The organism is Nocardia aurea (assembly GCF_003123685.1).
Taxonomy (GTDB): Bacteria; Actinomycetota; Actinomycetes; order Mycobacteriales; family Mycobacteriaceae; genus Nocardia; species Nocardia aurea.
On record NZ_QCYJ01000085.1, the window covers coordinates 108,584 to 135,286 of the forward strand.

A 26,703-nucleotide genomic window follows, 5' to 3' on the forward strand; every position below is an offset into this window, starting at 1 on the left:
CGAACGATGTTCCGGCAACGGCGAACCTCGTCATCGCGCGCTGAACACCGCGCGCGCCCCGGCGAGATCGACGTACCCTGCGTCGGGCACACCCCACCGCGCCAGCACGTCGATGACGGCCTCCCTCCCGTGCTCCTCGTCGTCGACGTAGGTCTCGCAGCGCATCGCGCCGAACAGCGACAGGTGGTGGTTCGCGTATCCGACGACGTCGTCGGCGTGCAGATCGCCGACGATCCTGGTCCCGAATCCGTCGTCGACACCGAGGTATCGCCCGACGCGGACCTCGCCCAGCACGACCAGGTACTGCTGGGTGTAGATGTCGCGCGCGACCAGATCGCCGGCGACGAGCAGATGCCCGTCGTTGATCAGGCACCCGTCGACCCGCAGGTCGCCCTCCACGAAAACCGAGGACGCGCCGCCGGGCGGTGTGACCAACATGTCGACCCGCCCGCCTGCCAGCAACAGCGCGCCGGGATGCGCGGTCGACCCGCTGGACAGCGCCTCCGGATCGAGGTCCATCCCGATCCGTGGATCCGGCATCGACAGTCGCGGTTCGAAGCGTTCGACGTAGTGCCGTGCCTCCTCGGCGGTCAACTGTCCGAGTCTCGCCAGATCCATCCGCACCCCTTCGTTCCGCATCGTTCGACGCCGATCATGGCACGTCGGCTCCGTACAGCCGGTCGGCCCAGGGGTCGTCACGGGAAACGGTGAGCGCGTCCATGATCAGCGCGTAGAGGTGGTCGCTCCGGCCGACGAGCCGGGGTGACTGTTCCACGATCCAACCGACCGCGCTGACGAGCGCTATGACGTCGAGATTATCGACATCGCCGCGTATTTCACCGCTGCGTTGCGCGCGTGTCAGCAGTTCGGCGGTGGCGGCCCGCATGGCCGCGCACGAGGCGTGCAGCGCCGACGACTCGTCGTCGATGGTGGCGATCATGGCGGTGACGAGGCCGCGGTAGGTGGTGCTTCCGGCGAGAAAGGTACGCAGCCATTCGACGAGCGCCGCGCGGGGTTCGTGCGTCCGCGCCAGCGTTTCGGCCAGCGTGGTGAGCTCTTCGAAGCGCTGACGGAGCAATGCGTCCAGCAGTGCCTCCCGGTTCGGGAAGTGCCGGTACAGCGTGCCCAATCCGACTCCGGCGCGCCGTGCGATCTCGCGCAGCGATGCCTGCGTCCCGTCTTCGGCCAGCACTTCGCGGGCGACCTCGAGCAGGTGTTCGCGATTGCGCCTGGCATCGCTGCGCGCTGGTCGACCGGGTTGCGGGACAGGCGAATCCATCGACACGGCCCTTCCGTTGACAAACGGAGCACTGCTCCGTTAACTGATGTGGGCGGCCCTTCGACCGCGCACCCCCGATGAACAGGATCACCGGTGAACGTATCCACCATGCGCGCCGTACTCGTCCAGCGGTACGGCGGTCCCGAAGTTCTGGTCGAACAGACCGTCGCGCGACCCGACCCCGGACCCGGCGATGTTCTGGTGCGAGTCCACGCGGCGGGCCTGAATCCGCTGGATCTGTACCGGCGCGCCGGATACGCCGCCATTCCCGAATCGTTGCGCCCGACTCCGCCGACGCTGCCGTTCATTCCCGGCGTCGACCTCTCGGGCACGGTCGTCGCGGTCGGTGACCGGGTCACCCGATGGGCGGTGGGCGACGAGGTCTTCGGACTGGTCCGGTTCCCCTCGCGCGACGACGGCGGCCGCGCGTACGCCGAATACGCCACCGCGCCGGAAGACGATCTGGCACGCAAACCGTCTCGGCTGGACCACATCCAGGCGGCCGCGGCCCCGCTGGTGGTGCTGACCGCGCACCAGTTTTCGACCGAGCACACCGGAGTCGGCGCGGGCGACACGGTCCTGGTCAACGGCGCGGCCGGGGGAGTCGGCCACATTCTCGTGCAACTCGCCGCTCGCGCGGGTGCCTCGGTCGTCGCCGTCGCCTCGGGACGCCACCGCGCGTTCCTGACCGAATTGGGCGTCGAGAGGTTCATCGACTACACGAGCACTCCCGTCGAGGACTGGCCGCGCGATGTCGACTACCTCTTCGACTCGGTCGGCGGACCGAGGTCGTCCCGACTGACCGCCGTCGTGCGCGACGGCGGAACGATCATGCCGGTGTTCTACGGGGACTACGGCACCGAACGCGGCATCGCGGTGCGCGCGGGCCAGGTCCGCTCGCACGGCGCCCAATTGGCCGAGATGGCGGAACTGTTCGACGCAGGCGCGCTTCGTGTCGGTGTCGACAGCGTGTTCCCCCTCGCCGAAGCCGCCGCCGCGCACCGTCGCGCCGAAGCGGGACATATCCGGGGCAAGATCGTCCTGACGGTCGACGGCGCCTGACGGATCAGCGGCGGCGGTATGCCGTCGCCGGTATGGTCCGGGCAACCGCTCGTGAACCAGGAATACGGAAGAGGACGCGATGACCGACCTGTCCGCGCAATTGCGGGATTTCACCGATCGAGCGGCGATCATCGATCTCGCCGTCGCCTACGCCGCGGCGGTGGACAACCGGGACTGGGACGCATTGGCGGCGTTGTTCGCCGACGATGCCCACTGGGAGCACCCTGCGGGCAAACAGCGCCACGAGGGCCCGGCGGCCATCGTCGCCTACATCGGCAATGCCATCGAAAAACTCGATGCCACTCAGCATTTGAACGGCAACCATGTCGTCACCGTGCGCGGAGACGACGCCGAGCACAGCTGCTACTACCACGCCCAGCACATTCGTCGCGGCACGGAGGGCGGCGACAATTTCCTGGCGGGCGGCACCTACGACGACCGGCTGCGCCGGACACCGGACGGTTGGCGCTTCGTATCCCGCAGTGTCCGAGGTGTCTGGACGGACGGCAACCCGGCCGTCCTCGGACTGCGCTCCTGAGCCCACCTTCCGGACTCAGAACAGCCCGCCCCCGGCGTGCACCGTCGCACCCGTGATCCATCGGGCCGCGTCGGAGGTGAGGAAGGCGACGATATCGGCGATGTCGTCGGGTTCGCCCATGCGCCCGAGCGGGGTCTGGCGAACGACGCTGTCGGTGGCGCTCGCGGTCGTGGCGGCGACAAGTGCCTCGGTCCTGGTGACACCCGGCAGCACCGAATTCGCGGTGATACCCCGGGATCCGAGTTCTCGGGCGATCACCCGGACCAACTCCTCTCCCGCGGCCTTGCTGGCGCCGTAGATCCCGGAGTCGGGCCGGTGGGTCGCGGTCACCCCGGACGACACGAGCACGATGCGCCCGTTGTCGCGCAGGCGGTTCGCGGCTTCGCGCAACGCGACGAAGGTCGCCTTGGTGTTCACCGCGAAGGTGTGGTCGAAATCCTCGTCGGTGGTCTCGGCGATCGGGCCGAAACGCGCTGTGCCGACATTGTTGACGAGTATGTCCAGTCCGCCGAAGCGCTGTTCGGCGATGTCGAAGAGTCCGCGCAACGAGGACGGATCCGCGACATCGGCCTGCTCGGCGACGGCTCGGCCGCCTGCGGCTTCGATATGGGTAACGACCTGCTCGGCCGCGTCTCGGTCGGTGTGATAGTTCACCACCACCGAGACGCCGTCCGAGCCGAGCCGCTGTGCGATGGCCCTGCCGATTCCCCGCGAGCCCCCGGTGACGATCGCAACCGGCATATCCGCCTCCCATGATCGATGTCAACGATTGTCGATACTATGGACTATTAGGTCGATAGTATCAACTATCTATCATCTAGACTTTCGACATGGCGACGACCACCGACCCCGCCCTCGCGACGGCCTTCTCCGCGCTGCATCGCGAACTCGGCGCGCTCTACAGCCTCATCGCGCGGAGTTTCGGCTTGACCACCCAGCAGATCGAACTCCTGTGCCAGCTCGACGGCCACACTCCCACCTTCGGAGAACTGGCGACCCTGCTCGGTTGCGACAAGACCAACGTCACCGGCATGGTGGATCGCCTGGAGCGCAGAGGATTCCTCACCAGGCAAGCCGATCCCGCCGACCGCCGCGTCACCCGCGCCGCCCTCACTCCGCACGGCATCGCACTGCGCGCCGAGATCCGAGCCGTGCTCGAACAGGAACTCACCGATCGGTTGCCGACCGCGGACCGGGCCGAACTCCTCGCCCTCGTCACGGCCGCGGCCGCCGCGCTCGCCGAAACACGCTGAACGGCTCGGGCTCTGGTGCGACTCGATCCGCGAGCGCGTTCCGATCATGTCCGGCAAGCACGAAGCCGGGGTTGCGTTCCCGCTGATCGCAAACCTGTCGCCCCCGCCTCGCGCGCGGTGGGATCGAGTGACGCGGTGGACGCGCCACTGTCCACCGCGTCTTTCGCCATGACACGAGATCGTCGATGGCACTGGTCGAGAGGAGCACCGCATGACGACATCGGCTGCCGCAGGCCCCCGCATCGACGCGTTCGGCGTCGACTGGGAGAACTGGCACAGCGCCCAGGAAGCCCGATTGTCCGCACCGCACGGATTCCTGGCGATCACCGCCCTGCACTGGTTGACCGACACCCCGCAGCGGTTCTCCGACGCCCCCGGCGCCTGGTCCGCGGGACCGAACGGTGTCCTCGTCTCGCTCGACGACGGTGAGGAACTGGTGATCGACGGCGCGACGGTCCGCGGCGAGCACCGATTCGGGATCATCCCGGAACGCGGTGGCATCGAAGCGATCTGGGGCGACGCGGTGATCGAGGTGGCCAAGCGCGGCGGCTACGACATCGTCCGCCCCCGCCATCCCGGTAATTCGCTGCGCACCGAATTCCGCGGCACCCCGGCCTACGCGCCGGACCCGAAATGGGTGGTCGAGGGACGGTACGTGCCCTTCGAGCAGCCGCGACCGACCACGGTCGGCGCGTCGGTGGAAGGACTGGAGCACGTCTACGAGGCGCCCGGGCGCGTCGAATTCGAACTCGACGGGCACGCGCTCGGACTGACCGCCTTCCCCGGCAAGACGCCGGGCAGTCTGACGGTGCTGTTCACCGACACCACCTCCGGAGTCACCACCTACGCCGCGAATCGCGTTCTGCAACTGCCGCCCCCGGATCCCGGCGGCGCGGTCACGCTCGATTTCAATCGGGCCGTCAATCTGCCGTGCGCCTACACGGATCTGGCGACCTGCCCGCTGCCGCCCGCCGAGAACCGTCTTCCGGTCGCGATCGAAGCGGGGGAGAAGATCCCCCACGAGCGGAACCGATGAGCCCGGAACCGACGATCCCGGACGAACCCCGGATCGCGACACTCGCCTTCCTGACCCCCGGCAACTTCCCCGACGCCGACCCCGCCACCGGTCTCGAGGACACGCTCGAACTGTTCGAATACGGCGAGCGTCTGGGTTTCGACGGTGCCTGGATCCGGCAGCGGCACCTCGAGCACGGCGTCGGATCCGCGGCGGTGTTCCTCGCCGCGGCCGCGCAGCGCACCAGCCGCGTCGAACTGGGAACGGCCGTGATCCCCATCGGTTACGAAAGCCCGTTCCGGCTCGCCGAGGATCTCTCGATGGCCGACGCCCTGTCCAAGGGGCGGCTGCAACCGGGTTTCAGCGCGGGCACTCCACCGCACGCCGATCTCATGGGCCATCTCGTCTTCGACGGGGACTGGCGAACCTACGATCTGTCCTACGGCCGCATCGAGCGGCTGATCGGGAACCTGCGCGGCACCTACCTGGGTGACGAGGACGCGGTGATCCACTCGCCGGGCAATACCCAGCGCCCACGCCTCCAGCCCTACAGCCCCGGACTGGTCGACCGGGTCTGGTACGGCGGCTCCAGCACCCGTTCGGTCCGCTGGGCGGGTGAGAACGGGTTGAATCTGCTCACCGGCAATATCGTCATCGGCGACCGCAGCGACGATTTCGCCACCACCCAACTGGGCCTGATCGACGACTACCGTCAGCGCATCGATCCGGCGCGTCCGGGCAGGATCGCGGTCGGGCGAGTGATCGTGCCGCTCGACAGCGCCGACCGAGCGACCCGCGAACGCTACCGCGCCTACGCGGCTTCCCGGCACGAACGCACCCTCGCACCCCAGGGCGAGCGGCGGGTGCTGTTCGCCCCCGACGTGGTCGGCACCGCCGACGAGATCGTGGATCGCCTGCGCGCCGATCCGGTTCTCGCGCAGGTCTCCGAATTGCGACTGGAACTGCCCTATGAATTCCATCGCGGCGAATACGAGCAGATCCTGCACGACACCGTCGAACTGATCGCACCGAGACTGGGGTGGAAACCCGCCGGATCGGGCGCGGCCGAGGACATCACACTCTCGGCGTGAGAGCGGTCAGTCCCTGATCGGATGGCTGCGGAAGAAGTCCCAGATCAGTGCCGTGGCGCTGATCGAGTTCGTGTTCTGGCCGACGATGAACGACGGGTAGAGCGGTGAGTCGGTGCCGGGCCAGATATGGCCGCCCCCGACGATCGAGTACAGATGCACGTCGATACCCGTCGGGCACGAGTAGCGGTCGACGACCACGTCGGCCGCGATCGTCGTCCGGACCGGTGCGCCGGTGCATCCGTCGCGGCGCGCCCAGGCCGCGGCGTTGTCGGTGACGGCTCGCGGACTCGCGGAGGTGTTCTCGTCACTGGCCCCGGAGCCGGACGCCGAACCGGAATTGGATTGTCCGGCATACGGAACGATCGCGTCGTCGGTGCCGTGGAACGCGATCACCGGCACCGGCCGCGCGGGACGGCACCAGCTGAAATCCCGCAACCCGGAGACCGGCGCGATGGCCGCGATCCGATCGGCGAATCGGCAACCGAGCGAACTTGTGGCGAACGCACCCATCGACAGGCCGGTGACGAAGACGCGCCGTAGATCGACGCACAGGGTGGACTCCACCTGGGTCAGTACCTGGGACAGCCACGTGATGTCCGCCGAGTCGGGGCCGAACTCCCACTGTGCCGGGCCGAGCCGGTCCAGTTGCGGGGTGATGGTGATGAACCCGTTTCGGTAGCCGTATTCGCCCAGACCGCTGCCCAATTCGGCGATGTCGATATTCTCCAGCAGACCGTGCAGGGCGAGGACCAGCGGCAGCGGACGATTCGCGCCTGCGGGGACATTCTGTCGATACTGGCCCGACTTCTCGGTGCCCTGGAATTTCACCGTCGTCGCCCCCTGAACGGGAACCGGTCGGCCACAACCCGCGGAAGGCACGGGAGCGGGCTCGGGGGTGTCGGCGTGTGCGACGCCTGCGGAGGCGACGACGAACGAGGCGACGCACACCACCTTCATCGCCACCGTGGTGAGCGCCCGCAGTCCGTGCCCGACGCTTCGACGGCGTCTGGCGATCGGAACATCGACTATCGCAACATTGTTCTCGAACATGAGAGGCAGACTCTCAGGCCGAGTGCCTGATTCTGAAGGTCTCGCGATATCTGTTGGAAATCCTCATGTCCGATCGCCGCTCCCGTCTGCAGCGATCACAGGCGTCGGGTGATCGGTGCGATAGAGGGCGTGGCGTAAGAGGCCCCAGGCGTGTCGTGCTGCGCCGCGACGGTCGCTCGGCGGCGTCTGATGCAGCAGCGCCGCCAGCATGCCGAACGCGAGGTAGATGTCGTTCGCCGTGATCTCGTCGCGCAGGCTGCCGCGCCCACGGATGTCGGAGAACTTGTCCGACAACAGTTTCCGCAGTCTGGCCCGGATCGAGGCGAGATGCGGGTTGTGGCTCTCGGTGGAGTCGAGTACCGCAATGAAGGCGGCGGCATCGGTGAGCTGCCGGTAGAGGGCTTCGAGGAGGTCATCGATGGTGGACTCGTCCTGCTGGGCCAGGGATTCGAGCGCCACGAGATTGCTCTCGTAGACGGCGTGGATCAACTGACCCCGGGTGGGGAAATGGCGATAGAGACTGCCCTGTCCGACACCCGCGGTCTGTGCGATCAGCGTCATGGACGCGGATCTGCCGTGTTCGGCGAAGATGTCGCGGGCGGCGACCAGGATCGCGGCACGATTCTCGGCCGCGGCGGCGCGTCCTCGGTTGACGCGACTCGCGGTACTCACGGTTTCGACTCTACTCGGCGGCCCATCGATCCCGATCGTCTCACGGGGGCGGTGCGGGGCCTCCGAGTCGGTTTTCGCCGCGAGTGTGTCAAGACCGCATGCGGGGGTGTCGCTCGAAATATTCGACACCAGCGGCGGTTTCGAGCTGCGGGTTCGGTGCGACGCGCACACCGCGTTCCTCGCCTCGCGCCGGGGCGGCGCGCGTCACATCTTGACCGACGAGGTGATGTAGGGAACACTACCGACGGGTAACCGGATTCTACTGTCCGGTTACCGGTGTGGCCCTGCGAGACCACACGACTCGAAGAGGAGTTGTCGATGGACGAGCGCAACCGCAGCGGTATGCACGGGCGCAGACGGGTTCCACGGGTCGCGGTGTCGGCGGCGGGCGCGGCGGTGGCGCCGACCGAGAGATCCCGCCACACCGGCGCCGCTCGGGCCCTCGGTCCTGCCGCTATCTCCCTGCGTGACACCGAGTCGCTCGCCGAGGAGATGGTGCGGCACTTCCGCCAGACCGTCGCCCAATGCCTCACGCTGCCCGACGATGCGCTACGCGGCGACATCACCGCGGTGACCGTGAACTGCCTGCGGATCGCCACCACGATTCTCGACGGACGCGGCACTCCCACCGAACACGAAGTGGCACAACTGGAATCGGCCGCCGCGCGATGGGCCCGCGACGGCGTGCCGGTGGATGTGATCCTGCACGCGCTGCACGAGGGTTCGCGAATGGCCCACGAACTGGTGGCGACCAGGTCCGGGATCGCCTCGGTCGCCCAATGCGTGGACATCGGCGCGCGCACCGTCGAACTGCTCGATCTGATGACCACGACCGTGACGATGGCCTATCTGCGCGAATATCGTGCTGCCGCGGGGCAGAGCCCCGATTCGATACGCGCGCTCACCGTGGCGATGATGAACGGCCGCGCCACGGCGGCGATGGCGCGCGAATGCGGCGTGACCATCGCCGATCGCTACCACATTCTTGCGTTGTCCTTGACATATCCCGCCACCGCGTTCGTCGGCGCCGTCGATCGCCGGGCCGCATCCCGGCAAGTCGTTCGGCGCATCCGATCCGCACTCGCCGCCGAGGGTGGCGGAGACACCATCTCCTCGCTGAGTCTCGGCGGCGGGACGATCCTTATTCCCAGCACCGCAGTGCCCGTCGATCGGCTGAAATCCCTCGTCGATGCCGTCGCCGACGCGGCCGAGGCCGTGGTCACCGCGGTGCACCTCGAAGTGCCGGTCGAGGCCATCGCGGAGCACTCGCAAACACTGCATCACATGGTCGACCTCGCCGACCGGCTGCGACGCGCCCTGTCGGCGAAGGCGGAGACCACACTGTACCGGTTCGACCAGTTGGCCGCCGAGTACCAACTGACCCGCCCGGGAGCGGTCAGGGACTCCCTCGCGCGCCGACTCGACCCGCTGATGGCCCACCCCGTACTACTGGAGACGCTCACCGTCTACCTGCTCAACGATCAGAACCGCCAGCACGCCGCGCGGCGAATGTACATCCACCCCAACACCATCGACCACCGACTCAAACGGATCGCGGTGATCACCGGACTCGATCCCGCGCGCGCCGACGGCCAATGGGCCCTTCGCGCGGCGCTGATCGCGCGGACATTCCCGCCACGAGGGGAGAGTTCGGCCGTCGACGAGGAAATCCGATGAACGAAGACGTCCCGACCGGATCCGGGCACGACGGTGCGCCCGTCGCCGACCTGTCCTTCCGAGACCGGTACGGCCCGTGGGCGATCATCGCGGGCGCCTCGGAAGGGGTGGGCGCGGTGTACGCCCGCGCGATGGCGGAGCGTGGTCTGCACCTCGTCCTGCTGGCCCGCCGCCGCGAAGCCCTCGAAGAAGTGGCCGAGGACATCCGCACCGGGACCGGGGTTGACGTGCGAGTGCTCGCCGTCGATCTGTCCCGCCAGGACGCGATCACGACCATCGTCACCGCGACCGCGGGCCTGGAGGTCGGCATGGTGCTGTACTGCGCCGGTGCGGACCCGAACTTCGCGCATTTCCTCACCGAACCGCTCGATACCGCCTTGGCGATGGTGCAGCGCAACTGCGTGACGCCGATGCGGCTGTGCCACCATTTCGCCCCGGCCATGGTGGAACGGGGCAGGGGTGCGCTGGTGGTGATCACCTCGGTGGCAGGCCTCTACGGAGCCCCGAATATGGTGACCTACTCGGCGACCAAGGCATTCGACCTGGTCATGGCCGAGGCCCTGTGGTCCGAACTGCACGGACAAGGCGTCGATGTCCTGGCTTTGGTGCTGGGAACCACCGACACACCCGCACTGCGTCGTGCGCTCGCCGAGCGCGGCGCCCTCGACAATCCGACCGCGACAACCCCGCTCGAAGGGGCCGCGACACCGGAAGAGGTTGTCGCCGAGGCGATCGCGAATCTGTCCAACGGTCCCACCTGGATCGTGGGCGACCGACTACGTGAATTCACTCGCAGGCTCGCCCTGAAAACGCGCGGCGAGGCGATCGGAGTGCTGGCCCGTCACAGCGGCGATGCCGCGGGCGGTCAGCGGTAGAGCGACCTGTGATTGGCCGCAGCCTGCCCGAATGGACTCATACGGTCACCTCGATACGTTCCGAAAGGGACTCGGCCGCCACGGTTTCGATGTGCTCGGACCGCAGGAAATCGTTGGGCAGGGACAGGCGGATCACCTTGTGCCACGCCGAGGCGACCTGGCGGTGGATCGGACCCGAGGTGTAGGTGAGGCCGTAGCGCTGGAAGAGTTGCTCGACCCGTGGCGCGATCTCCTGGTAGCGGTTGCTGGGCAGGTCGGGAAACAGGTGGTGTTCGATCTGGAAGGAGAGGTTCCCGGTCATCAGGTGCAGCAGGGCGCTCCCTTCGATATTGGCCGATCCCAGCATCTGCCGCAGGTACCACTCACCCCGCGTCTCACCGTCGATCGACGTCTTCTCGAATGTCTGCACGCCTTCGGGGAAGTGACCGCACATGATCACCGAATGGGTCCACAGATTGCGGAGGAGATTCGCGGTCAGGTTGGCCGTGAAGGTGGTCGGGGCCGATACCCCCGACAGGAGCGGGTGGAGCAGGTAGTCGCGGGTGGCATGGCGGCCGATCTTGCGCAGTGTGGCGCCGACCCGGGCACGGAACCCAGGATCGCGTCGGCGCTCGCCGCTGAGATTCTTGCCGAGTTCGAGATCGTATGCGGCGATGCCGTATTGGAAGAAGCAGGCATTGAGCAGGTTCCACAGCGGCTGGCCCAGATGCAGGGGTGACCAGCGCTGGTCCTTGTCGACGCGCATGATGCCGTACCCGAGGTCGTTGTCCTTGCCCAGCACGTTGGTGTAGGTGTGGTGCAACTCGTTGTGGGAGTGCTTCCACTGATCGGACGGGGAAGCGTTGTCCCACTCCCACGTCGTGGAATGGATCTTCGGATCGCGCATCCAGTCCCACTGGCCGTGCATGACGTTGTGTCCGATCTCCATGTTCTCGAGGATCTTCGCGATCGACAGTCCCGCGGTGCCGAGCAGCCAGGCGGGCGGAAAGATCGAACCCAACAGCACGATTCGGCTGATCGCCTCCAGTGAGCGCTGGGTGGTGATCACCTCGCGGATATAGGCGGCGTCCTGCGCGCCACGGTCGGCGAGGATCTCGTCGCGAATGATGTCGAGTTCGCGGCCGAGTGTCTCGATGTCCTCGGCACTCAGGTGTGCCACGGGGCTGTTCGGGTTCTTCTGTATCGCGGTCATAGGTTTCCCAGTCTGTTGTCCGGTGGTCAGAGAGCGATTTCGCAGGCACCCGCGGCTGCGGAAACGCACGTCTGGACGAGTACGCCGTCGCCGGAATCGGCGGCGGTGGTGAGGTCGCCGTTGCGGAGGTCTCGGACGGCGCCCCGGTGCAGGGGAACCACGCATCCGAAGCACACGCCCATCCGGCATCCCGACGGCATGAGCACTCCGGCCGCTTCACCCGCGTCGAGCACGCTCGTCGCTCCGTCGGTGTGTACCGACGTCCGCGTGCGAGTGAAGGTGACGCTGCCGCCGACTCCGGTGACGACGGGAGCGGCCCGGAAGCGTTCGGTGCGCAGTCGATCCGCCATACCGGATTCCCGGTAGTGCTGTTCGAGCGCGTCGAGCATCGGCGCCGGGCCGCACGCCCAGGCGGAACGTTCCGCCAGATCCGGCACCGCCGCGACAATGTCGTCGACGGTGAGACGTCCCCGGCCGGTGGTGAACCGTTCGATCAGGTGAATGCGGCGCGCGGCGGCCAGCGCGCGCAGTTCGGCGCCGAAGATGGCGTCCTCGGCGGTGGGGCAGGAGTGCACGAGTACGACGTCGTCGAGTTCGCGCAAGGATTCGCGCAGCATGCTAATCACCGGGGTGATGCCGCTCCCGGCGGTGATGAACAGCGTTTTGGCGGGCCGAGGGGTGGGCAGGACGAACTCGCCCGCCGGTTGATCGAGTTGCACGATTGTTCCGGCCCGGGCCCGGTCGACCAGGTGGGACGAGACGACCCCGTCGGGTACCGCCTTGACGGTGATGGTGAAGGTGCCGTCGTCGTGTCGTGAGGAGATCGAATAGGCGCGCCACTGCCGGACGCCGTCGACGTCGACCCCGATGCGCACATACTGTCCGGCGACGGGACGGTGCCATCCTCGGCCGGGACGGATCCTGATCGTGGCCGCCTCGGCCGTTTCCGCCACGACCGACTCGATTCGCCCCCTCGGGTCGGTGCGACTGTTCAGCGGCCGGACGAGATCGACGAAGTCCTGGGGGACCAGCGGGGTGGTGACGAGTTCGGCCAGCCTTCGCACCCGACGTCGGGCGACCCGTGCCACAACGGCGGTCTGCTCTGCCAACGAATGTGTCATTACTCCATACTGGGCGCTCGGAAGTGTAAAATCTTGACCCTGATGTGTGAAAATTCGGGCTAGTTTTGTTCGTAGAGGATAAATTCATGGTGTCAGCGCAGGTGGATCTGCCGAAGGCCGTGATCGATGCCATGTGGTCGGCGCTGCCGACGGTGGCCGAGCGAACGGTGGCCACGGTCATCGCGGAAGTGCCCAGCTACGCCGACGCTTTCAGCGGCAGGATGGGCCGAATCATCGAAGTCGCTGTCCAGCAGGCACTGCAAGGTTTCATCAAGGAGTCCACCGAGCCCCCACCGAACGACGCCGACGTCGCCGCGGCCGGTCCGAGTCTCGACGGCGCGTATTCGCTGGGACGCGGTGAGGCCCGGCAGGGTCGCTCGACCGATGTCCTGCTCGCCGCGTACCGGACCGGGGCGACGGTGGCGTGGCGCGAGTTGAGCGGTATCGCCGTGTCCCACGGACTGCCGGGAGACACATTGGCACTGCTCGCGGAATTGATGTTCGGCTACATCGACCGCCTCTCGGCCTACAGCGTCGCCGGACACGCCGAGGAACTCGCGATCAGCGGACTGTCACGTCAGCGCAACCGTGAGCGTCTGGTCCAGCAGATTCTGGCGGGCGCATCGGTCGACGATCTCGCGTCGGCGGCCGAACGCGCGGAGTGGCGACCACCCCGCACCCTGACCGCCTTGGCCCTGTCGGCGGGCGCCGAACGCGCTGTCGCCGCACAACTCGATCCGCGAACACTGCGACTACCCGACAACGTCGCCGACCGGACCGGCGAGCAGTGGCTCGTGCTGCTGCTTCCCGATCTGAACCGGCGGACACGAACGAGATTGATCCGCGCGTCGGCCGATCACCGCGCCGTCCTCGGCCCGGTCAGACCGTGGGAGAACGCCGCGGCGTCGGTGCACCGCGTGATGCGAAGTATCGACATGGGTCTCGGCTCCGGGCCGGTCGTCGACACCGACGACTACCTGACCGAGCTCGTCCTGCGGGCCGACGCGGTCGCATTGTCCGACCTGCGGACCAAAGTGCTTGCCCCACTGGATGATCTGCGGCCCGCCACACGGGACAAGCTGATCGAGACTTTGCGCGCGTGGCTACTCCACCACGGACGACGTGACGAGATCGCCGCGTCACTGCACGTCCACCCTCAGACGGTCCGCTACCGGATCGGCCAACTTCGCGAACACTACGGTGAGCGTCTCACCGACCCGTGCGCGATCCTGGAGCTCACCGTCGCCCTGGGGTCGGCGGATAGCCGCTGACAGCCGATCGGCGGTCAGGTTTCCGGGGATTTCTCCGCTTGCGCAGGGTAGGCGGGTGCGTTCCAGCTGGCGAGTAGTCGGATGGCGTCGTGTTCGGGTGAGCCGGGTTGTGGGGTGTAGACGGTCATGACCTGGTCGGTGGCGGCGTCGATGGTGAGGTTTTCGTAGGGCAGGGTGAGTGTTCCGATGAGGGGATGCCGAAAGGCTTTGGTGCCCGCCCTGTGGGTTTTGACGTCGTTGGTTGCCCATCGGGTCCGGAATTCTCGGCTGCGGGTGGACAGTTGGCCGATCAGGGCGATCAGTTCCGGATCGTCGGGATGGCGCCCGGCTTCGATGCGAAGGATGGACACGGTGTCCGCGGCGACGCGTTCCCATTCGGGGAACAGGTCCCTGGCGGCGGGTTCGTCGAGGAATACGAACCGGGCCGAGTTGTCGACCGGGTTGTCGGTGTCGAGCATTCCGGCGTAGAGGGCGCGGCCGAGATCGTTGGCCGCCAGCAGGTCCAAGCGGCCGTTGACCACTACGGCGGGTAGGTGGGTTATCGAGTCCAGCAGTACCTGTACGCCGGGGCTTATCGTCGCGGTGGGTGCTGTTCGGGGGCGTTTGCGGCCTTCGGGGGTCAGCGCGGCGAGTAGTCGGTCCAGGTGGGTGCGTTCGTCGTCGTCGAGTCGCAGTACCGCGGCGATGGCGGCGACGACGCTGGGGGACGGGCCGGTGGCGCGGCCGCGTTCGAGGCGGATGTAGTACTGCGGGCTGACACCGGCCAGCAGGGCGACTTCCTCGCGGCGCAGACCCTTGACCCGGCGTCGGGTTCCGGTGTCCGGGAGGCCGACATCGGAGGGGGAGACCCGGTCACGGCGGGTGCTGAGGAAGTCACGGACCGCAGTGCGTGCTGCCTCCTTCTCGTCCATGGCATCGAGGGTAGACGCAGGCAGGGCACCAGGAGGGTCACCGTGAGTGACCCTCTCGACAGGCCCTGTCTCGAGCGTCGGCCGCGGTGTTGGCTGAAGTCCGGGGCAACACCGCAGCCCTGGGCAGCCGGTAGGTCCACGGGCCGACCGGACCGTCCCCGCCATGATTACCGACGAAGGAGTTAGTCGATGAAGAAGGCTTCACTCGGAGCGTTGGAAGTGTCCAGGATCGGGTTGGGCGCCATGACCATGGCAGGTGCCTACACCTCCGGCGGTGGTCTGGACGACGACGAGTCGATCCGCACCATCCACCGGGCACTGGACCTGGGTGTCACCCATATCGACACCGCCGAGATCTACGGTCCCTTCCACAGCGAGGAGATCGTCGGCCGGGCCGTCGCCGGTCGTCGCGACGAGGTTGTTCTGGCTACGAAATTCGGTCTGGTCTCGCATTCGGGTGGCGGGCCCGGCGTCATCGACAGCAGTGCCGCGAACATCAGGGCCGCGGTCGAGGGTTCGCTGAAACGGCTGGGCACCGACCGGATCGATCTCTACTACCAGCACCGTGTCGATCCCGGCACGCCGATCGAGGAGACCGTGGGCGCGCTGGCCGAGCTGGTCGCCGAGGGCAAGGTACTCCATATCGGGCTGTCGGAGGCATCCCCGGACACCATCCGCCGGGCCCACGCGGTACACCCGGTCGCGGCGTTACAGACCGAGTACTCGCTGTGGACCCGCGACCCCGAGGCCGAACTCCTGCCGCTGCTGCGCGGCCTCGGCATCGGATTCGTGCCCTACTCCCCGCTGGGCCACGGCTTCCTCACCGGACAGCTCCGCTCGCCCGCCGACATCCCCGACGACGACTGGCGCAAGACCAACCCCCGGTTCGTCGGACAGGCATTCGACCAGAACCTGCGCCTGGTCGACGAGGTCCGGGCGGTCGGAAACGAGATCGGCGCCACTTCCGCCCAGGTCGCCCTGGCATGGCTGCTGGCCCAGGGCGACGACATCGCCCCGATCCCGGGCACCCGCCGCGTCGCACGCGTCGAGGAGAACACCGCCGCCGACACCGTCGTCCTGTCCGCCGACCAACTGACACGCCTGGACCGGCTTACACCGGCCGTGGGAGCTCGACACGACGAGGCGAACATGGCCACCATCGACCGCTGATGATTCGGGTCCCCGGCACGGATCGCGCGATGACGGTCATGCCCGTGATGGGGGCATCGCGTGCAGGCGAAGGACGGCGGTGAACCCGGCGGCCCCACCGCCGACGCGATTCACTCCGTGGCGAACGCGGCCGCGACCCGCCGCACCGCGATGCGCAGATCTTCCGGAGTGTTGTTGCTGAACCCGAGGCGGAATCGGTCGGTGTATCGGACCGCGCCGTCCGGATCGAAGTAGCGACCGAGAGCGAAATCGGTGCCGAGTTCGTTGGCCCGGGTCTTGACCGTGGCCAGATCGACGGCGGGGTCGGTGGCCGTGGCCCACAGGAAGATTCCGCCCTCGGGATCATCGAACTCGACGGCACCGGGCAGACTGTCACGCAGTTCCGAGGTCAATGCCGCCGCGCGTTCCCGATACAGTTCACGCGCCGTGGACAGAATTCCGTCGAAGGTCCCCGGTGTGTGCAACAGCCGTGCCACGGCGGTTTGGGTGAGCAGCGAGGAATGCTGATCGGTATTGGACCGCAGCCGGGTGAGTGCGGGCACCAGCCGACTCGGTGCGACGATCCAACCCAGTCGCAGCCCGGGGCCCAGCGTCTTGGAGAAGGTGTTGACCCGGACGACCGCGTCGCTGTCGACGCTCAGGTCGTCGACGGCCGTGCCCGCGAATCGCAGGTCCCGGTAGGGATTGTCGGAGACGACGACGAAGCCGTACCGCTCGGCGAGGCCGACCGCGCGGGCACGATCGGCCGCCGACAACGTCGTCCCGGTGGGGTTCTGGAAATCCGGGATCAGGTACAGCAGTTTGAGGCGCAGGCCGTCTCGCAGCCGCTGCTCGAGCGAATCCAGATCCAGTCCCTCGGCCGACACCGGGACGGGAACCACTCGCGCGCCGTAGTGCCCGATCAGCCGCAAGGCCAGCGGGAAGGTCGGACTCTCCACCGCGACGATATCGCCGGGATCGAGCAGCGCGCCGAACAACAGACTGAGCCCGTGCAACGCGCCGTTGGTGATCAGGACGCGGTCGGCGGCGGTGCCCTCGTGCTCGGCGACCCACGCGCGCAACGGCTCGATTCCGTGCACGACCGAATACTGAAGCGCCACCGCCGATTCGGCCGGATCCGACAGCGTCTCGGCGAAGGCGCGCCCGAGCTGCGTCACCGGCAATGCCTCGTTCGCGGGCACCCCGCCGAGCAGGCGGATCGCGTCGGCGGCGAGCCCGGTGGTCGCCGGACCGAAGCCGCCCAGCGCCGATTCACGCGCGCCGAGCGTCGAGAGCAGGTCGTTGGTCTGGAATCCCGAGTCGATCGTGGAGGTCATGGAAGTGCTCCTTCGTGGGAGGCGATGGATGTGCCGGGTACGGCAGCCAGCAGCGCCCGGGTGTAGGGATGGGCCGGTGCGGTGTAGATCTGTTCGGTGGGACCGGATTCCACGATGCGGCCCCGTTCCATCACCACGACGTGATCGCAGAGGAAGCGCACCACCGCGAGGTCGTGTGAGATGAACACGAGGGTGAGCCCGCGCTCGCGGCGCAGGCGTTCGAGCAGGCGCAGTATTCGCGCCTGGACCGAGAGGTCGAGCGCCGAGACCGGTTCGTCGGCCACGACCAGCCGCGGATCATTGGCGAGGGCGCGGGCGATGACCACCCGCTGCAATTGCCCACCGGACAATTCGCGGGGCAGCCGTCGCGCGAACGACGGGGGCAATTCGACTTCGCCGAGCAGTTCGCGCACCCGGTCGGGCACGGTCGTGCCCGACAGGTCGACGCCGTTGAGTTCGAGCGGTTCCGCTATCGACCGTTCGACGGTGAGGCGGGGATCGAGCGCGCCGTAGGGGTCCTGGAAGACGTATTGCACCGCACGTCGCCACCGGCGCGCGGCCTCGCGATCGAGACGGTCGGGCGGCACGCCGTCGTATTCGATCATTCCGTCGTCGGGGCGATCCAGCCCGACGATCTGGCGGGCCAGCGTCGTTTTTCCCGAACCGGATTCCCCGACGATCCCGACAGCGGCACCCGAGGGAATGTCCAACGAGACACCGTGCAGCGCCACATGTCTCGCCTTGCGCAGCCGACCGGGCACCGCGACCGGGAACGCGCGCCGTACGTCGCACACCCGCACCAGGGGTTCCGCCGTGGTCTTCACCGGTTCGGCGGGTGCGCGACGCAGCAGGGCGGGTGTGGCCGCCAGCAGTTCCCGGGTGTATTCGTGTTCGGGCGCGTGCAGTACCCGCCGGGTCGGCCCCGATTCGACGATCCGGCCCTGCGACATCACGTGAACCCGGTCGGTGCGGTCGCCGATCACCCCGATGTCGTGACTGACGAGCAGCACGCCGAGCCCGAGTTCGTCCTTGAGCCGATCGATCAGATCCAGAACCTGCGCCTGCACGCTGACATCGAGTGCGGTAGTGGGTTCGTCGGCGATCAGCAGCGCCGGGTCGCGGGCCAGTGCGAGGGCGATCACGACCCGCTGATTGAGCCCGCCCGACAGTTCGTGCGGGAACGCGCCGAGTGTCTTGCCCACCTCGGTGATGCCCACCCGGCCGAGCAGTTCCGCGGCGCGGGCCCGTCGCCGGGCACGCGAACCCGCCGTCCGGGGGAGCGCTTCGAGCAGTTGGGTCGCGATCGTCAGGCGCGGGTTGAGCGAGGCGGTCGGATTCTGGAAGACCACGCCGAGTCGCTCGGCGCGCACTCGCGCGCGTCTACGGTCGGTGAGCGCGGCGAGGTCGATACCCGACAGGGTGATCCGGCCCGAATCGACGGCGGCGCCGCGGGGTAGCAGCCCCGCTAGCCCCAACGCGGTCATGGTCTTTCCCGACCCCGACTCGCCTACCAGTCCGACAGTCTCACCCGCGTGGACCGATAGCGACACCCCGTCCACGACGAGGTGGCGTTGCCCGTCCCCGCCTACCGAGACACGCAGGTCGTCGACCACCGCGATCGGATCGCCCGGCGGTGGTCTCGTCTCGTCGCGATCGGGTGATTGCACCAGAACCGTGGTCATCGCAGCGACTCCTCTACCGTGATCGCGGGGGCGACCTCCTCGCCGTGTCGGGTGCCGAACGGTCGACCGATCTCGCGACGCGGTCGCCCGGCGAATCGTTCGGCGAGCGCGTCTCCGGTGAGCTGGAAACCGACGATCGCGAGAATCAGCGCCGCGCCGGGAAACAGTGCGACCCACGCGGCGTTGTCGAGCCTGGCCTGGCCGCCCGCGACCATCGACCCCCAATCCGGCGTGGGCGGTTGGACCCCGAGTCCGAGGAAGCCCAGACTCGACTCGAGCAGCAGGATCGCCGAGGCGTTGAGGGTGAATGCCACGGTGAACAGCGGAAGCACGCTCGGCACCAGATGACGAACGGCGATATCGCGGCGGTTCGCGCCGGACAGCCGTGCCGCCTCGATGAACGGTCGGTTGACCACCGACTGGGCGTGTCCTCGGATCACCCGGAAGGTCAGCACCCAGGACCCGGACACCAGGACCAGGATGAGCGGGCCCGTCGAATTGCCGACGAAGGACAGGATCACCAGCGCCAGCACGATCGACGGAATGGCGAGTTGCACATCGGCCAGTCGCCCGACGACCGCGTCGACCCACCCGCCGAACAGTGCGCCGAGCAGACCGAGCGTCAGTCCGATAGCCGCCGCGATCACCGCGGCGACGGCGGTGACGGTGAGTCCGATACGTCCGCCGTGCAGAACGCGGCTGAACACGTCGCGCCCGAGTTCGTCGGTGCCGAACCAATGTTGGGCGCTCGGCGGTCGCAGCACCGCGCCGAGGTCCTGGTCGAGCGGACCGTGCGTGGACAGCGCGGGGGCGAGTACCGAGACGACGATCAACAGGGTCAGTGCCGCGATGCCGAGTGCGCCCGCGATCGGCAGGCCGCGTCCGCGCCGGGCGCTCACAGCGCGATCCTGGGGTCGAACAGCGCGGACAGGACATCGACGACGAGATTGATCACGACGAATCCGAGGGCGATGACCAGTACGCACGCGATGACCAGCGGATAGTCGCGATTCTGCACCGCGTTCACCGACAGTTGGCCCACACCGGGCCAGGAGAAGATCGATTCGGTCACCACCGCGCCGCCCAGCAGGACACCGGCTTGGATGCCGAGGACATTGAGGGTGGAGCCGAGCGAATTCCCGATCACGTGCCGGACCGTGAGCCGGACCGTGCTGAGCCCCTTGGCCCGCGCGGTCCTGACGTGATCGGAATCGAGCACCTCCACGAGCGCGGTGCGAAAGACGCGGGAGATGGTGGGAACGAAGAAGATTCCCAGTGTCAGCGCCGGAAGGACGAGATGGGCGAGCGAGCCCGCCCCACGCGAGGGCAGCACGTGCAGGGTCACCGAGAACAGCAACACCAGTAGCACCGCGAGGAAGAATCCGGGGATCGCGTCGAGCATGGTCGCCACCGACACCGGCAACCGCCGCAGCAACGGTGAGCGGCTGGTGGCGGCGACGTAGCCGATGAGCCCGCCCGCCACCACGCCGATCAGCAGCGCGGCGGCCCCCAGGGTGGCACTGGGCAGCAGCCGTCCCAGCGCGAGCGCGAGTGGATCACTGTCGTAGCGAAGCGAATCCGGGAAGTTGCCGCTCAGCACCGCGCCGACGAACCGGACGTACTGTTCGTAGAGCGGTCGGTCGAATCCGTACAACCGGCTGACCCGTTCGAGTTCGCCCGCCGGCGCGTCGGGCGCGATCAGCATGACCGCGGGATTCCCGCTGGCGTAGAGCGCGAAGAACACCACCGTGATCGCACCCCACACCGCGAGCAGGCCGGTGACCACTCGCGTGCCCAGATACCGCGGATTCAACGGGAATCGCACCACCCTGCGGGCCGGGGCCACCGCCGCGGTCACGACTGCCCGTGTCGGTAGGGGCGGCCGAGGAGGTTCCCGCGCAAGGTGGTGTCGGCGTATTCGCGGCGGAAGAGCCCGCGCCGCTGTAGTTCCGGCACCACGGCGCGGGCCACGTCGTCGAACGCGCCGGGAAAATGCGTCGGCGACAGGACGTAGCCGTCCACGGCCTCCGCTTCGAACAACGCCGCAAGCTGATCGGCGACTTCGACGCCGGTGCCGACGATCTGCGGGGTGAACTCACTGGCGCCGAATATCTTGGCGACCTCACCGAGCCCGAGGCCGGTGTCGAGCGAGTCGCCGTTGCTCTCGGCGAGCGCGGTGAGGTTGTCCAGTAGTCGGACTCCCGCGGCCTCGTCGGTGGCTCGCCGCGCGACCGCGTCGCTGAAGCGCAACTCCGGCGGCAGTCCCGTGAGATCGGTTCGCACGAACTGGCTCAGGAACGCGATAGCCGCGTCGGTGTCGACCAACGTGGTCAGGAAGCGCTGGCGTGCCCGCGCGATCTCGGTGGTCTCGCCGACGATGGGCTGCACGGCCGCGATGAGTTTCACGCTGTCGGGGTCACGTCCGGCCGCTGCCGCGAGCTTGCGCAGATCGTCGCGCTTGGCGCGCAGATCGGCCTCGTTGTTCTCGATCGCGAAGATCAGTTCCCCCCACCTCGCGCCGAATCGTCTGCCGCGCGCGGAATCCCCGGCCTGGATGAGGACCGGTGTGCCCTGCGGTGAGGGCGGCAGCGAGAGTGGGCCGCGCACCTGCACGTACTTGCCCCGATAGTCCGGTGTGGTCACCTTGTCGGTGTCGACGAAAAGTCCGGACCTCTTGTCGGCGACGAGCGCGTCGTGGCGCCACGATTCCCACAGCGCCACGGTCGCCTCGACCACTTCGTCGCCGCGGTCGTAGAGTTCGTCGCGCTCCAACTCCTCCACGAACGGGAAGTTCGCCTGGGTCGGGGCCCCTTTGCTCATGATGATGTTCCAGGCCACGCGCCCGCCGCTGAACTGGTCCAGGCTGCCGAGGGTGCGCGCGAGGTGATAGGGCGCGTTGTAGCTGGCCGAGAGCGTGACGCCGATTCCGAGGTGCCGGGTGACGCCCGCGATGACCGCCGCCAGCTGCGTCGGTTCGTGCTTGATACCGTTGCTCAGCCCGTAGCGTGCGAAATTCGGGTTGTAGGCCAGGGTTTCGGGAATGAACGCCATGTCGAACTTAGCGCGTTCCAGCGTGCGGCCCACGTCTTCGAACAGCGCGCGGTCGTTGAAATCGCGCTCGGAGTAGGGATGTCGCCAGGCCCCGACGTAATGATTGCTGGGAAAGAGGATGTACCCCGCGAGGAAGATCTGTCGATCGCTCATGTGCGTGCGACCTCCTGTGCGTAGAGATAGCGAGTGGTGCGCGGCGACCAGGTGAGGCCGTCGGCCACCAGGGAGCTGAAGGTGCCGGGCCACAGGAACACGGTGTGCGCCTCGTCGTAGTAGCGCTGGGTCGCCTGGGCGGCGAGGGTGCGCGCGGTCTCGGCGTCGGTGGCCGATTGCAGACGGTTCACCAGATCGTCGAAGACCGGATCGGTGATATTGCTCTGCTTGTAGCGGGATTTGCTGGTGAACGGGTCGAAGACGGTGTACGCGTTGCGATATTGACCACCCCAGCCGATGTAGACCAGATCGGCGGCCTGCTCACTGGGTTGGTTCTGGCGTGAAAGCCAGGCGGGGAACGGTGTTTCGGTGATGGTGATCTTGATTCCGACCGCGGCCGCCTGCTGTGCCACCGCCTGACCGATGGCCGCGCCCGCCGCGTAGGTGCCCGCGGGGATGTCGAGTTGCACTGTGACGCCGTCGGCGTATCCGGCCTCGGCGAGTAGTTGCCTGGCGCGCTCGGGGTTGTACTCGAAGGCCGACACCGCGGGATTCGGCTCGAAGAACGGCGGCGCGATCACCTGGCCTTGCGACGGTTTCACCGCGCCCTTCAGGAGCCCGTCGATGATCGACTTCTTGTCGACCGCGTAGTTCAGCGCGCGGCGCACTCGGACATCGGCCAGCGGTCCGCCCTTGTTCTCGTTGATGGAGATCACCTGGACCCACGAACTGTCCGACAACGTCGCACGGTATTTCGCGTTGCTCTGGAACTGATCCAGACTCAGCGGATCGAGGTTCAACGCGATGTCGACCTCCCCGGCCTGTACCGCCGAGACGCGGGCCGCCTCGGAGGGCAGCACCTTGTACTCGACATCGCCGAACGCGGGTTTGCTACCCCAGTATTCGGGGTTGGCTGTCAGCGTCGCGCCGTTCTCGAGGTCGATCGACTTCAGCAGGTAGGGGCCGGTACCGATCGCCTCGGTATTGAGATTGCCCGTCTGCCAGAACTTCTCGGTGGTGATGTATACGTTCCACAACCGCGAAGGTAGGTCGATCGCGGGCGACTTCAGCTGGAAGACAACGGTGTTCGCATCCGCCGCGGTCACCGAAGCGGTATAGATCTTCAGCTGCGCGCCCAACTGGCTCTTGGTCGCTGGATCGAGCAGCTCGGTGAAGTTCCAGGCCACCTCCCGGGCGCTGAGCGGGGTGCCGTCGGAGAACCGCACTCCGTCGCGCAGGGTGAACCGCCATTCGAGCGGGCTCGGATTCGTCCAGCTCACGGCCAGTCGCGGCTGTACCTGACCGGTGGGATCGAGATAGGTGAGCGACTCGTACACCGTCCCCTTCACCGAGCCGTCACTATCCGGCGATCCGCCGTTGTGCGGGTTCAATCCGGTGAACTGGCGTGACAACGCCAGCCGCAGCGTCTGGCCCGAGCCGGGGCCGCCCGCCGGATCGCCGTCGCCGCCCAGGGCGGAACTGCACGCCCCGGCGAACAACGTCACGCCGATCGCCAGCAGGGCGATCAGGCGTCGTCCGCCGGAAGAGGAAATACTCATGAAAGGGGTACTCCGATACTTGTCTCGGAACGGCACGACAAAGGATTGCGGCGCGATCGTTCACCGGACGCGCAGGGGAATCGCGCGAAAGAGCTTGTCGTTCAATGGCAGCGCGCGGCAGCGGCGCGACGGGGACGGTCTCAGCGGCGACAGCGACTCGGACAGAACATGGTCCGAGGAGTGACCGTCGAGAGGTCGCGGAGCACGCGATGACAACACATACGCCGCTCCCTCCTGCTCGACCCTGTCCGCAATCGCACCCGCGATCCCAGTGCAGTGTGCCCAACGCCGACGGGCCGAACAATAAACTTGGACTTCGGGAATCGTTCAGATTTCGTGAAGTGTCGGTCCGCTGTCGACGCGATCATGCCGGGCCGTGAACGCCGGGCCAGGCGTGGGTCCGGTGGTTGCCACTTTTCCGAACGGGCGATCGCGGGGAGGGCTTCGGCGGCGGGGAAACCCCGACGGTCGTGGTTCCGGTCAGTGATGGAACATTCGGCGGTTCGTGCGGACGAGTGCGATGTCGTGTTCGCGGCATGCTCGGACGATCGTGTCGCCGTGAAGTGCTCCCGCCGGTTCGACGATGACCGCGACTCCGTGTTCGGCGGCGACGTCGACGTTGTCGCGAAACGGCAGATAGCCGTCGGAAACCATGGTGAGGCCGCTGAGTCGGTGGCTCCGAGTCGCGGGTTCGAGGTCTTCGATCGCGATACCGGACCGGAGCAGAAGGTGCGCGAGTTCGTCGTGCTGTGTGGCGGTGAGAGTGCCTGCGGCGAGGGCGATCTGCCAGTTCAGCCGCTGCTGGCGCGGCAGGTCCGCAGGTAGGGCCAAGCTCCGGATGCTGTGATGGCGGCGTGTCCACCAGGTTCGTGCCTTGGCACCGGCCAATTGAGTGCAGTCGACACGTGACTGCTGCCCGGCTCCCACTCCGACGGTCATGCCGTCGCGTACGAAGACCACGGTGTTCGATTGGGTGAAGCGGGCGGTGATCATGCCCAGCAGCGCATCCGTGGTCGAGGCATCGGTGAGCGCGGACCCGTCCACAGCGTCGAGCAGGTCCGCGGTGATCGGTCGGTTGTCGCGGTCCTGCTCGATCGCGACGCCGAAAACGGTACGGATCTCGGTCGACGGCGGTCGGTAGGCGGGGTCGATCTCGAGGACGAGGAAGCGCCCCTTCTTCTTGCGGGCCAGCTTCGCGACGGTCCCGGGCGCGTATCCCGGCGCGATGATGCCGTCGGACACCACGGTGGCCAGCATTTCGGCAAGCTCGTCGTCCACGGGTTCGGATACCGCGACCATGTCCCCGTACGACGACCGGGGGTCGGCGTCGCGAGCCCGGACATAGGCTGCGGCAAGGGATCCCAGCCGCGCGGTGCCCAACCCCCAGCTCTCGCGCATGGTGTCGTCGAGTGGACCGTCCAACGCCGCACCCGCCGGGGAAACATGTTTGAACGAGGCGGCTGCCGCTCTGCCGGCCGCGCGTCGCGCATCGGCAACGAGTTGCCAGGCATTGAGCGCATCCAGATAGTTGATCATCGACGCGGAACCACGCAACACCCTGAGGTGATCGCCGCTTCCGTCGATGACGCGCGCCTGCTGATGCGGATTCGTGCCGTACCGCAAAGTCATCGTCGTGCCCCACTTCCCGAAGTCGAATTCGGGAGCACCCAGGCGGACGACACTCCGATCTCGCGCTTCCTCGTGGTCAGCTCCACGTGACGCCAGTCGCGCACGTCACTGTAGAACATGACGTCGGGGCGACGTCACGCCACCCGACGGCGCGAGAACACGGCCAACTGTCGCGAGAAGCCCGTTGCGCATCGCCGCGCATCACAATGCCGGTCCCTTCTTGATGTGGGAGGCGCGCGAAGTATCGTCTGGAAAACCATCTGATATCGCCTTTACCTGGAACAATTCAAGACTGAAACCTGGTTGGCAACATTTTGGTTACGTGCCATGGGAACTGGGCGTCGAATTGATAACGAGAGGGTAGCGGGCCGATACCGACCGGTATCAACCTCCATAAAAAGACTGACCGGTATTGCGAACCGGTTTGTTCACACATAGCGTCGAGATCTCATTCGATAGCGGTTGCACACTGCGCCGCGGTCGAGGGGAGCGCGGTGCGGAGCGATCCGACAGGCGCGTTTCGACTGGTGTCTGGGAGGACCTGCGCATGAGTCAGTACCCACCGGGGTCGCGGCGTTCCGCCGCTCGCAAGCAACACAGACCTGTGTGCCTGCGTGATTATTGGGCGGTGCCCGCGGAGGTACTGGTCGTCGAAGACGATCGGGCGATCGCGGAAATGATCGGCATCGTGCTGGCGGGCCAGAGTCTGCGGCCGTGTGTGACGGGTTCCGGTGAACGGGCTATCACCGAATTCATGCGGTCGCATCCGCGGCTGGTGCTGCTCGATCTCGTGCTTCCCGATATCGACGGTGTTGCCGTGTGCAAGGCGATACGTGCGCTCGCGCCGACGCCCATCGTCGTCGTTTCGGCCAGCCGTGATCCCGAGATGATCGCGGCGGTGATGGCGGCGGGCGCGGATGACTACCTGCTCAAACCGTTCACCATCCGGCAGCTGGTCAAATGCGTCGACGCCCACCTTCCGGCGACGTCGGCGCCCACACCGATCTCCTTGGCCGAAAATCCGGCCGACGCCGCGCCGGTGCGGTCGCCGCAGGTCATGACACCCAATCGCGACAATGTCCCCGCGCCGGTCGGCACCGGGTCGTTGCAGCGGTCTCCGAATACGTGATCCGGCG

Annotated in this window: 26 protein-coding genes and 1 riboswitch; of the genes, 11 read left to right on the forward strand and 15 right to left on the reverse strand. The window is 67.3% G+C overall.

From position 1 onward, the window contains the following. Nucleotides 1-30: 30 nt before the first annotated feature. Together DAT37_RS17180 and DAT37_RS17185 are read right to left on the reverse strand one after the other, a co-directional pair. Nucleotides 31-618, reverse strand: coding sequence for a hypothetical protein (locus tag DAT37_RS17180; RefSeq protein ID WP_109525777.1), 588 nt, complete (start codon nucleotides 616-618; stop codon nucleotides 31-33). Nucleotides 619-652: 34 nt separating this feature from the next. After that, on the reverse strand, nucleotides 653-1,279 hold the full coding sequence (locus DAT37_RS17185; protein ID WP_109525778.1) for a TetR/AcrR family transcriptional regulator: 627 nt from the start codon (nucleotides 1,277-1,279) through the stop codon (nucleotides 653-655). Between the two features lie 93 nt (nucleotides 1,280-1,372). On the opposite strand from DAT37_RS17185, the gene DAT37_RS17190 reads away from it, so the two are divergent. Next, nucleotides 1,373-2,341 (forward strand): NADP-dependent oxidoreductase, encoded by a 969-nt coding sequence (locus DAT37_RS17190; RefSeq protein WP_232839812.1) that lies wholly within the window; start codon nucleotides 1,373-1,375, stop codon nucleotides 2,339-2,341. Between the two features lie 79 nt (nucleotides 2,342-2,420). Next, nucleotides 2,421-2,879 (forward strand): nuclear transport factor 2 family protein, encoded by a 459-nt coding sequence (locus DAT37_RS17195; RefSeq protein WP_109525779.1) that lies wholly within the window; start codon nucleotides 2,421-2,423, stop codon nucleotides 2,877-2,879. Between the two features lie 15 nt (nucleotides 2,880-2,894). Here the strand turns inward: DAT37_RS17195 and DAT37_RS17200 are convergent, their stop codons facing one another. Continuing rightward, a complete protein-coding gene (locus tag DAT37_RS17200) occupies nucleotides 2,895-3,620 on the reverse strand; it encodes an SDR family oxidoreductase (RefSeq protein WP_109525780.1) in 726 nt (241 codons plus the stop codon). Between the two features lie 89 nt (nucleotides 3,621-3,709). Here DAT37_RS17200 and DAT37_RS17205 point away from each other — a divergent pair, with 89 nt between their 5' ends. From DAT37_RS17205 to DAT37_RS17215, 3 genes are all read left to right on the forward strand, one after another. Next, nucleotides 3,710-4,132, forward strand: coding sequence for a MarR family winged helix-turn-helix transcriptional regulator (locus DAT37_RS17205; protein ID WP_109525781.1), 423 nt, complete (start codon nucleotides 3,710-3,712; stop codon nucleotides 4,130-4,132). Between the two features lie 211 nt (nucleotides 4,133-4,343). Next, nucleotides 4,344-5,168: a DUF1684 domain-containing protein gene (locus tag DAT37_RS17210; RefSeq protein ID WP_109525782.1), complete on the forward strand. Its 825-nt coding sequence runs from the start codon at nucleotides 4,344-4,346 to the stop codon at nucleotides 5,166-5,168. Continuing rightward, nucleotides 5,165-6,238 (forward strand): LLM class flavin-dependent oxidoreductase, encoded by a 1,074-nt coding sequence (locus DAT37_RS17215; RefSeq protein ID WP_109525783.1) that lies wholly within the window; start codon nucleotides 5,165-5,167, stop codon nucleotides 6,236-6,238. Before DAT37_RS17210 ends, DAT37_RS17215 begins: the two co-directional genes overlap by 4 nt. Nucleotides 6,239-6,244: 6 nt before the next feature. Here DAT37_RS17215 and DAT37_RS17220 read toward each other — a convergent pair whose 3' ends face one another. After that, on the reverse strand, nucleotides 6,245-7,288 hold the full coding sequence (locus DAT37_RS17220; protein ID WP_109525784.1) for an alpha/beta hydrolase family esterase: 1,044 nt from the start codon (nucleotides 7,286-7,288) through the stop codon (nucleotides 6,245-6,247). A gap of 63 nt (nucleotides 7,289-7,351) precedes the next feature. Next, nucleotides 7,352-7,960 carry a TetR/AcrR family transcriptional regulator gene (locus DAT37_RS17225; RefSeq protein ID WP_157978520.1) on the reverse strand — a complete coding sequence of 203 codons (609 nt, stop codon included), beginning with the start codon at nucleotides 7,958-7,960 and terminating at the stop codon, nucleotides 7,352-7,354. Nucleotides 7,961-8,066: 106 nt separating this feature from the next. Between DAT37_RS17225 and DAT37_RS46055 the strand changes: the two genes are divergently transcribed. From DAT37_RS46055 to DAT37_RS17235, 3 genes are all read left to right on the forward strand, one after another. Then, nucleotides 8,067-8,192 (forward strand): hypothetical protein, encoded by a 126-nt coding sequence (locus DAT37_RS46055; RefSeq protein ID WP_269814780.1) that lies wholly within the window; start codon nucleotides 8,067-8,069, stop codon nucleotides 8,190-8,192. Nucleotides 8,193-8,278: 86 nt separating this feature from the next. Beyond that, nucleotides 8,279-9,637, forward strand: a complete 1,359-nt coding sequence (locus DAT37_RS17230; RefSeq protein WP_157978521.1) for a PucR family transcriptional regulator — start codon at nucleotides 8,279-8,281, stop codon at nucleotides 9,635-9,637. A 50-nt stretch (nucleotides 9,638-9,687) separates the two neighbouring features. After that, a complete protein-coding gene (locus DAT37_RS17235; protein WP_109526054.1) occupies nucleotides 9,688-10,512 on the forward strand; it encodes an SDR family NAD(P)-dependent oxidoreductase in 825 nt (274 codons plus the stop codon). Between the two features lie 37 nt (nucleotides 10,513-10,549). Here DAT37_RS17235 and DAT37_RS17240 read toward each other — a convergent pair whose 3' ends face one another. After that, on the reverse strand, nucleotides 10,550-11,704 hold the full coding sequence (locus tag DAT37_RS17240; RefSeq protein WP_109525787.1) for a fatty acid desaturase family protein: 1,155 nt from the start codon (nucleotides 11,702-11,704) through the stop codon (nucleotides 10,550-10,552). 26 nt (nucleotides 11,705-11,730) lie between these two features. Beyond that, entirely contained in the window at nucleotides 11,731-12,825 is a 1,095-nt protein-coding gene (locus tag DAT37_RS17245) for a ferredoxin reductase (protein ID WP_109525788.1), read from the reverse strand. A gap of 86 nt (nucleotides 12,826-12,911) precedes the next feature. On the opposite strand from DAT37_RS17245, the gene DAT37_RS17250 reads away from it, so the two are divergent. Continuing rightward, a complete protein-coding gene (locus tag DAT37_RS17250) occupies nucleotides 12,912-14,096 on the forward strand; it encodes a PucR family transcriptional regulator (RefSeq protein ID WP_109525789.1) in 1,185 nt (394 codons plus the stop codon). A 14-nt stretch (nucleotides 14,097-14,110) separates the two neighbouring features. Here the strand turns inward: DAT37_RS17250 and DAT37_RS17255 are convergent, their stop codons facing one another. Next, nucleotides 14,111-15,007: a helix-turn-helix domain-containing protein gene (locus DAT37_RS17255; protein WP_109525790.1), complete on the reverse strand. Its 897-nt coding sequence runs from the start codon at nucleotides 15,005-15,007 to the stop codon at nucleotides 14,111-14,113. A 189-nt stretch (nucleotides 15,008-15,196) separates the two neighbouring features. Between DAT37_RS17255 and DAT37_RS17260 the strand changes: the two genes are divergently transcribed. Next, nucleotides 15,197-16,177, forward strand: a complete 981-nt coding sequence (locus DAT37_RS17260) for an aldo/keto reductase (RefSeq protein ID WP_109525791.1) — start codon at nucleotides 15,197-15,199, stop codon at nucleotides 16,175-16,177. 110 nt (nucleotides 16,178-16,287) lie between these two features. On the opposite strand, the gene DAT37_RS17265 is transcribed toward DAT37_RS17260, so the two are convergent. The 7 genes from DAT37_RS17265 to DAT37_RS17295 form a co-directional block, all read right to left on the reverse strand. Then, nucleotides 16,288-17,493, reverse strand: coding sequence for an aminotransferase-like domain-containing protein (locus tag DAT37_RS17265; protein WP_109525792.1), 1,206 nt, complete (start codon nucleotides 17,491-17,493; stop codon nucleotides 16,288-16,290). After that, on the reverse strand, nucleotides 17,490-19,175 hold the full coding sequence (locus DAT37_RS17270; RefSeq protein ID WP_109525793.1) for a dipeptide ABC transporter ATP-binding protein: 1,686 nt from the start codon (nucleotides 19,173-19,175) through the stop codon (nucleotides 17,490-17,492). Before DAT37_RS17270 ends, DAT37_RS17265 begins: the two co-directional genes overlap by 4 nt. Continuing rightward, nucleotides 19,172-20,074, reverse strand: coding sequence for an ABC transporter permease (locus DAT37_RS17275; RefSeq protein WP_157978522.1), 903 nt, complete (start codon nucleotides 20,072-20,074; stop codon nucleotides 19,172-19,174). The genes DAT37_RS17270 and DAT37_RS17275 overlap by 4 nt, the downstream gene beginning before the upstream one ends. Continuing rightward, nucleotides 20,071-21,033: an ABC transporter permease gene (locus DAT37_RS17280; protein ID WP_109525795.1), complete on the reverse strand. Its 963-nt coding sequence runs from the start codon at nucleotides 21,031-21,033 to the stop codon at nucleotides 20,071-20,073. Before DAT37_RS17280 ends, DAT37_RS17275 begins: the two co-directional genes overlap by 4 nt. Further along, entirely contained in the window at nucleotides 21,030-22,379 is a 1,350-nt protein-coding gene (locus DAT37_RS17285; RefSeq protein WP_109525796.1) for an NtaA/DmoA family FMN-dependent monooxygenase, read from the reverse strand. Before DAT37_RS17285 ends, DAT37_RS17280 begins: the two co-directional genes overlap by 4 nt. Next, the gene (locus tag DAT37_RS17290) at nucleotides 22,376-23,938 is read right to left on the reverse strand and encodes an ABC transporter substrate-binding protein (protein ID WP_109525797.1); all 1,563 of its coding nucleotides are present in this window, start codon (nucleotides 23,936-23,938) and stop codon (nucleotides 22,376-22,378) included. Before DAT37_RS17290 ends, DAT37_RS17285 begins: the two co-directional genes overlap by 4 nt. Nucleotides 23,939-24,418: 480 nt before the next feature. Beyond that, nucleotides 24,419-25,567: a 5-aminoimidazole-4-carboxamide ribonucleotide transformylase gene (locus tag DAT37_RS17295; protein ID WP_109525798.1), complete on the reverse strand. Its 1,149-nt coding sequence runs from the start codon at nucleotides 25,565-25,567 to the stop codon at nucleotides 24,419-24,421. 29 nt (nucleotides 25,568-25,596) lie between these two features. Beyond that, a riboswitch (ZMP/ZTP riboswitch) is annotated at nucleotides 25,597-25,677 on the reverse strand. 518 nt (nucleotides 25,678-26,195) lie between these two features. Between DAT37_RS17295 and DAT37_RS17300 the strand changes: the two genes are divergently transcribed. Next, nucleotides 26,196-26,696, forward strand: a complete 501-nt coding sequence (locus DAT37_RS17300; protein ID WP_157978523.1) for a response regulator — start codon at nucleotides 26,196-26,198, stop codon at nucleotides 26,694-26,696. Nucleotides 26,697-26,703: the final 7 nt, after the last annotated feature.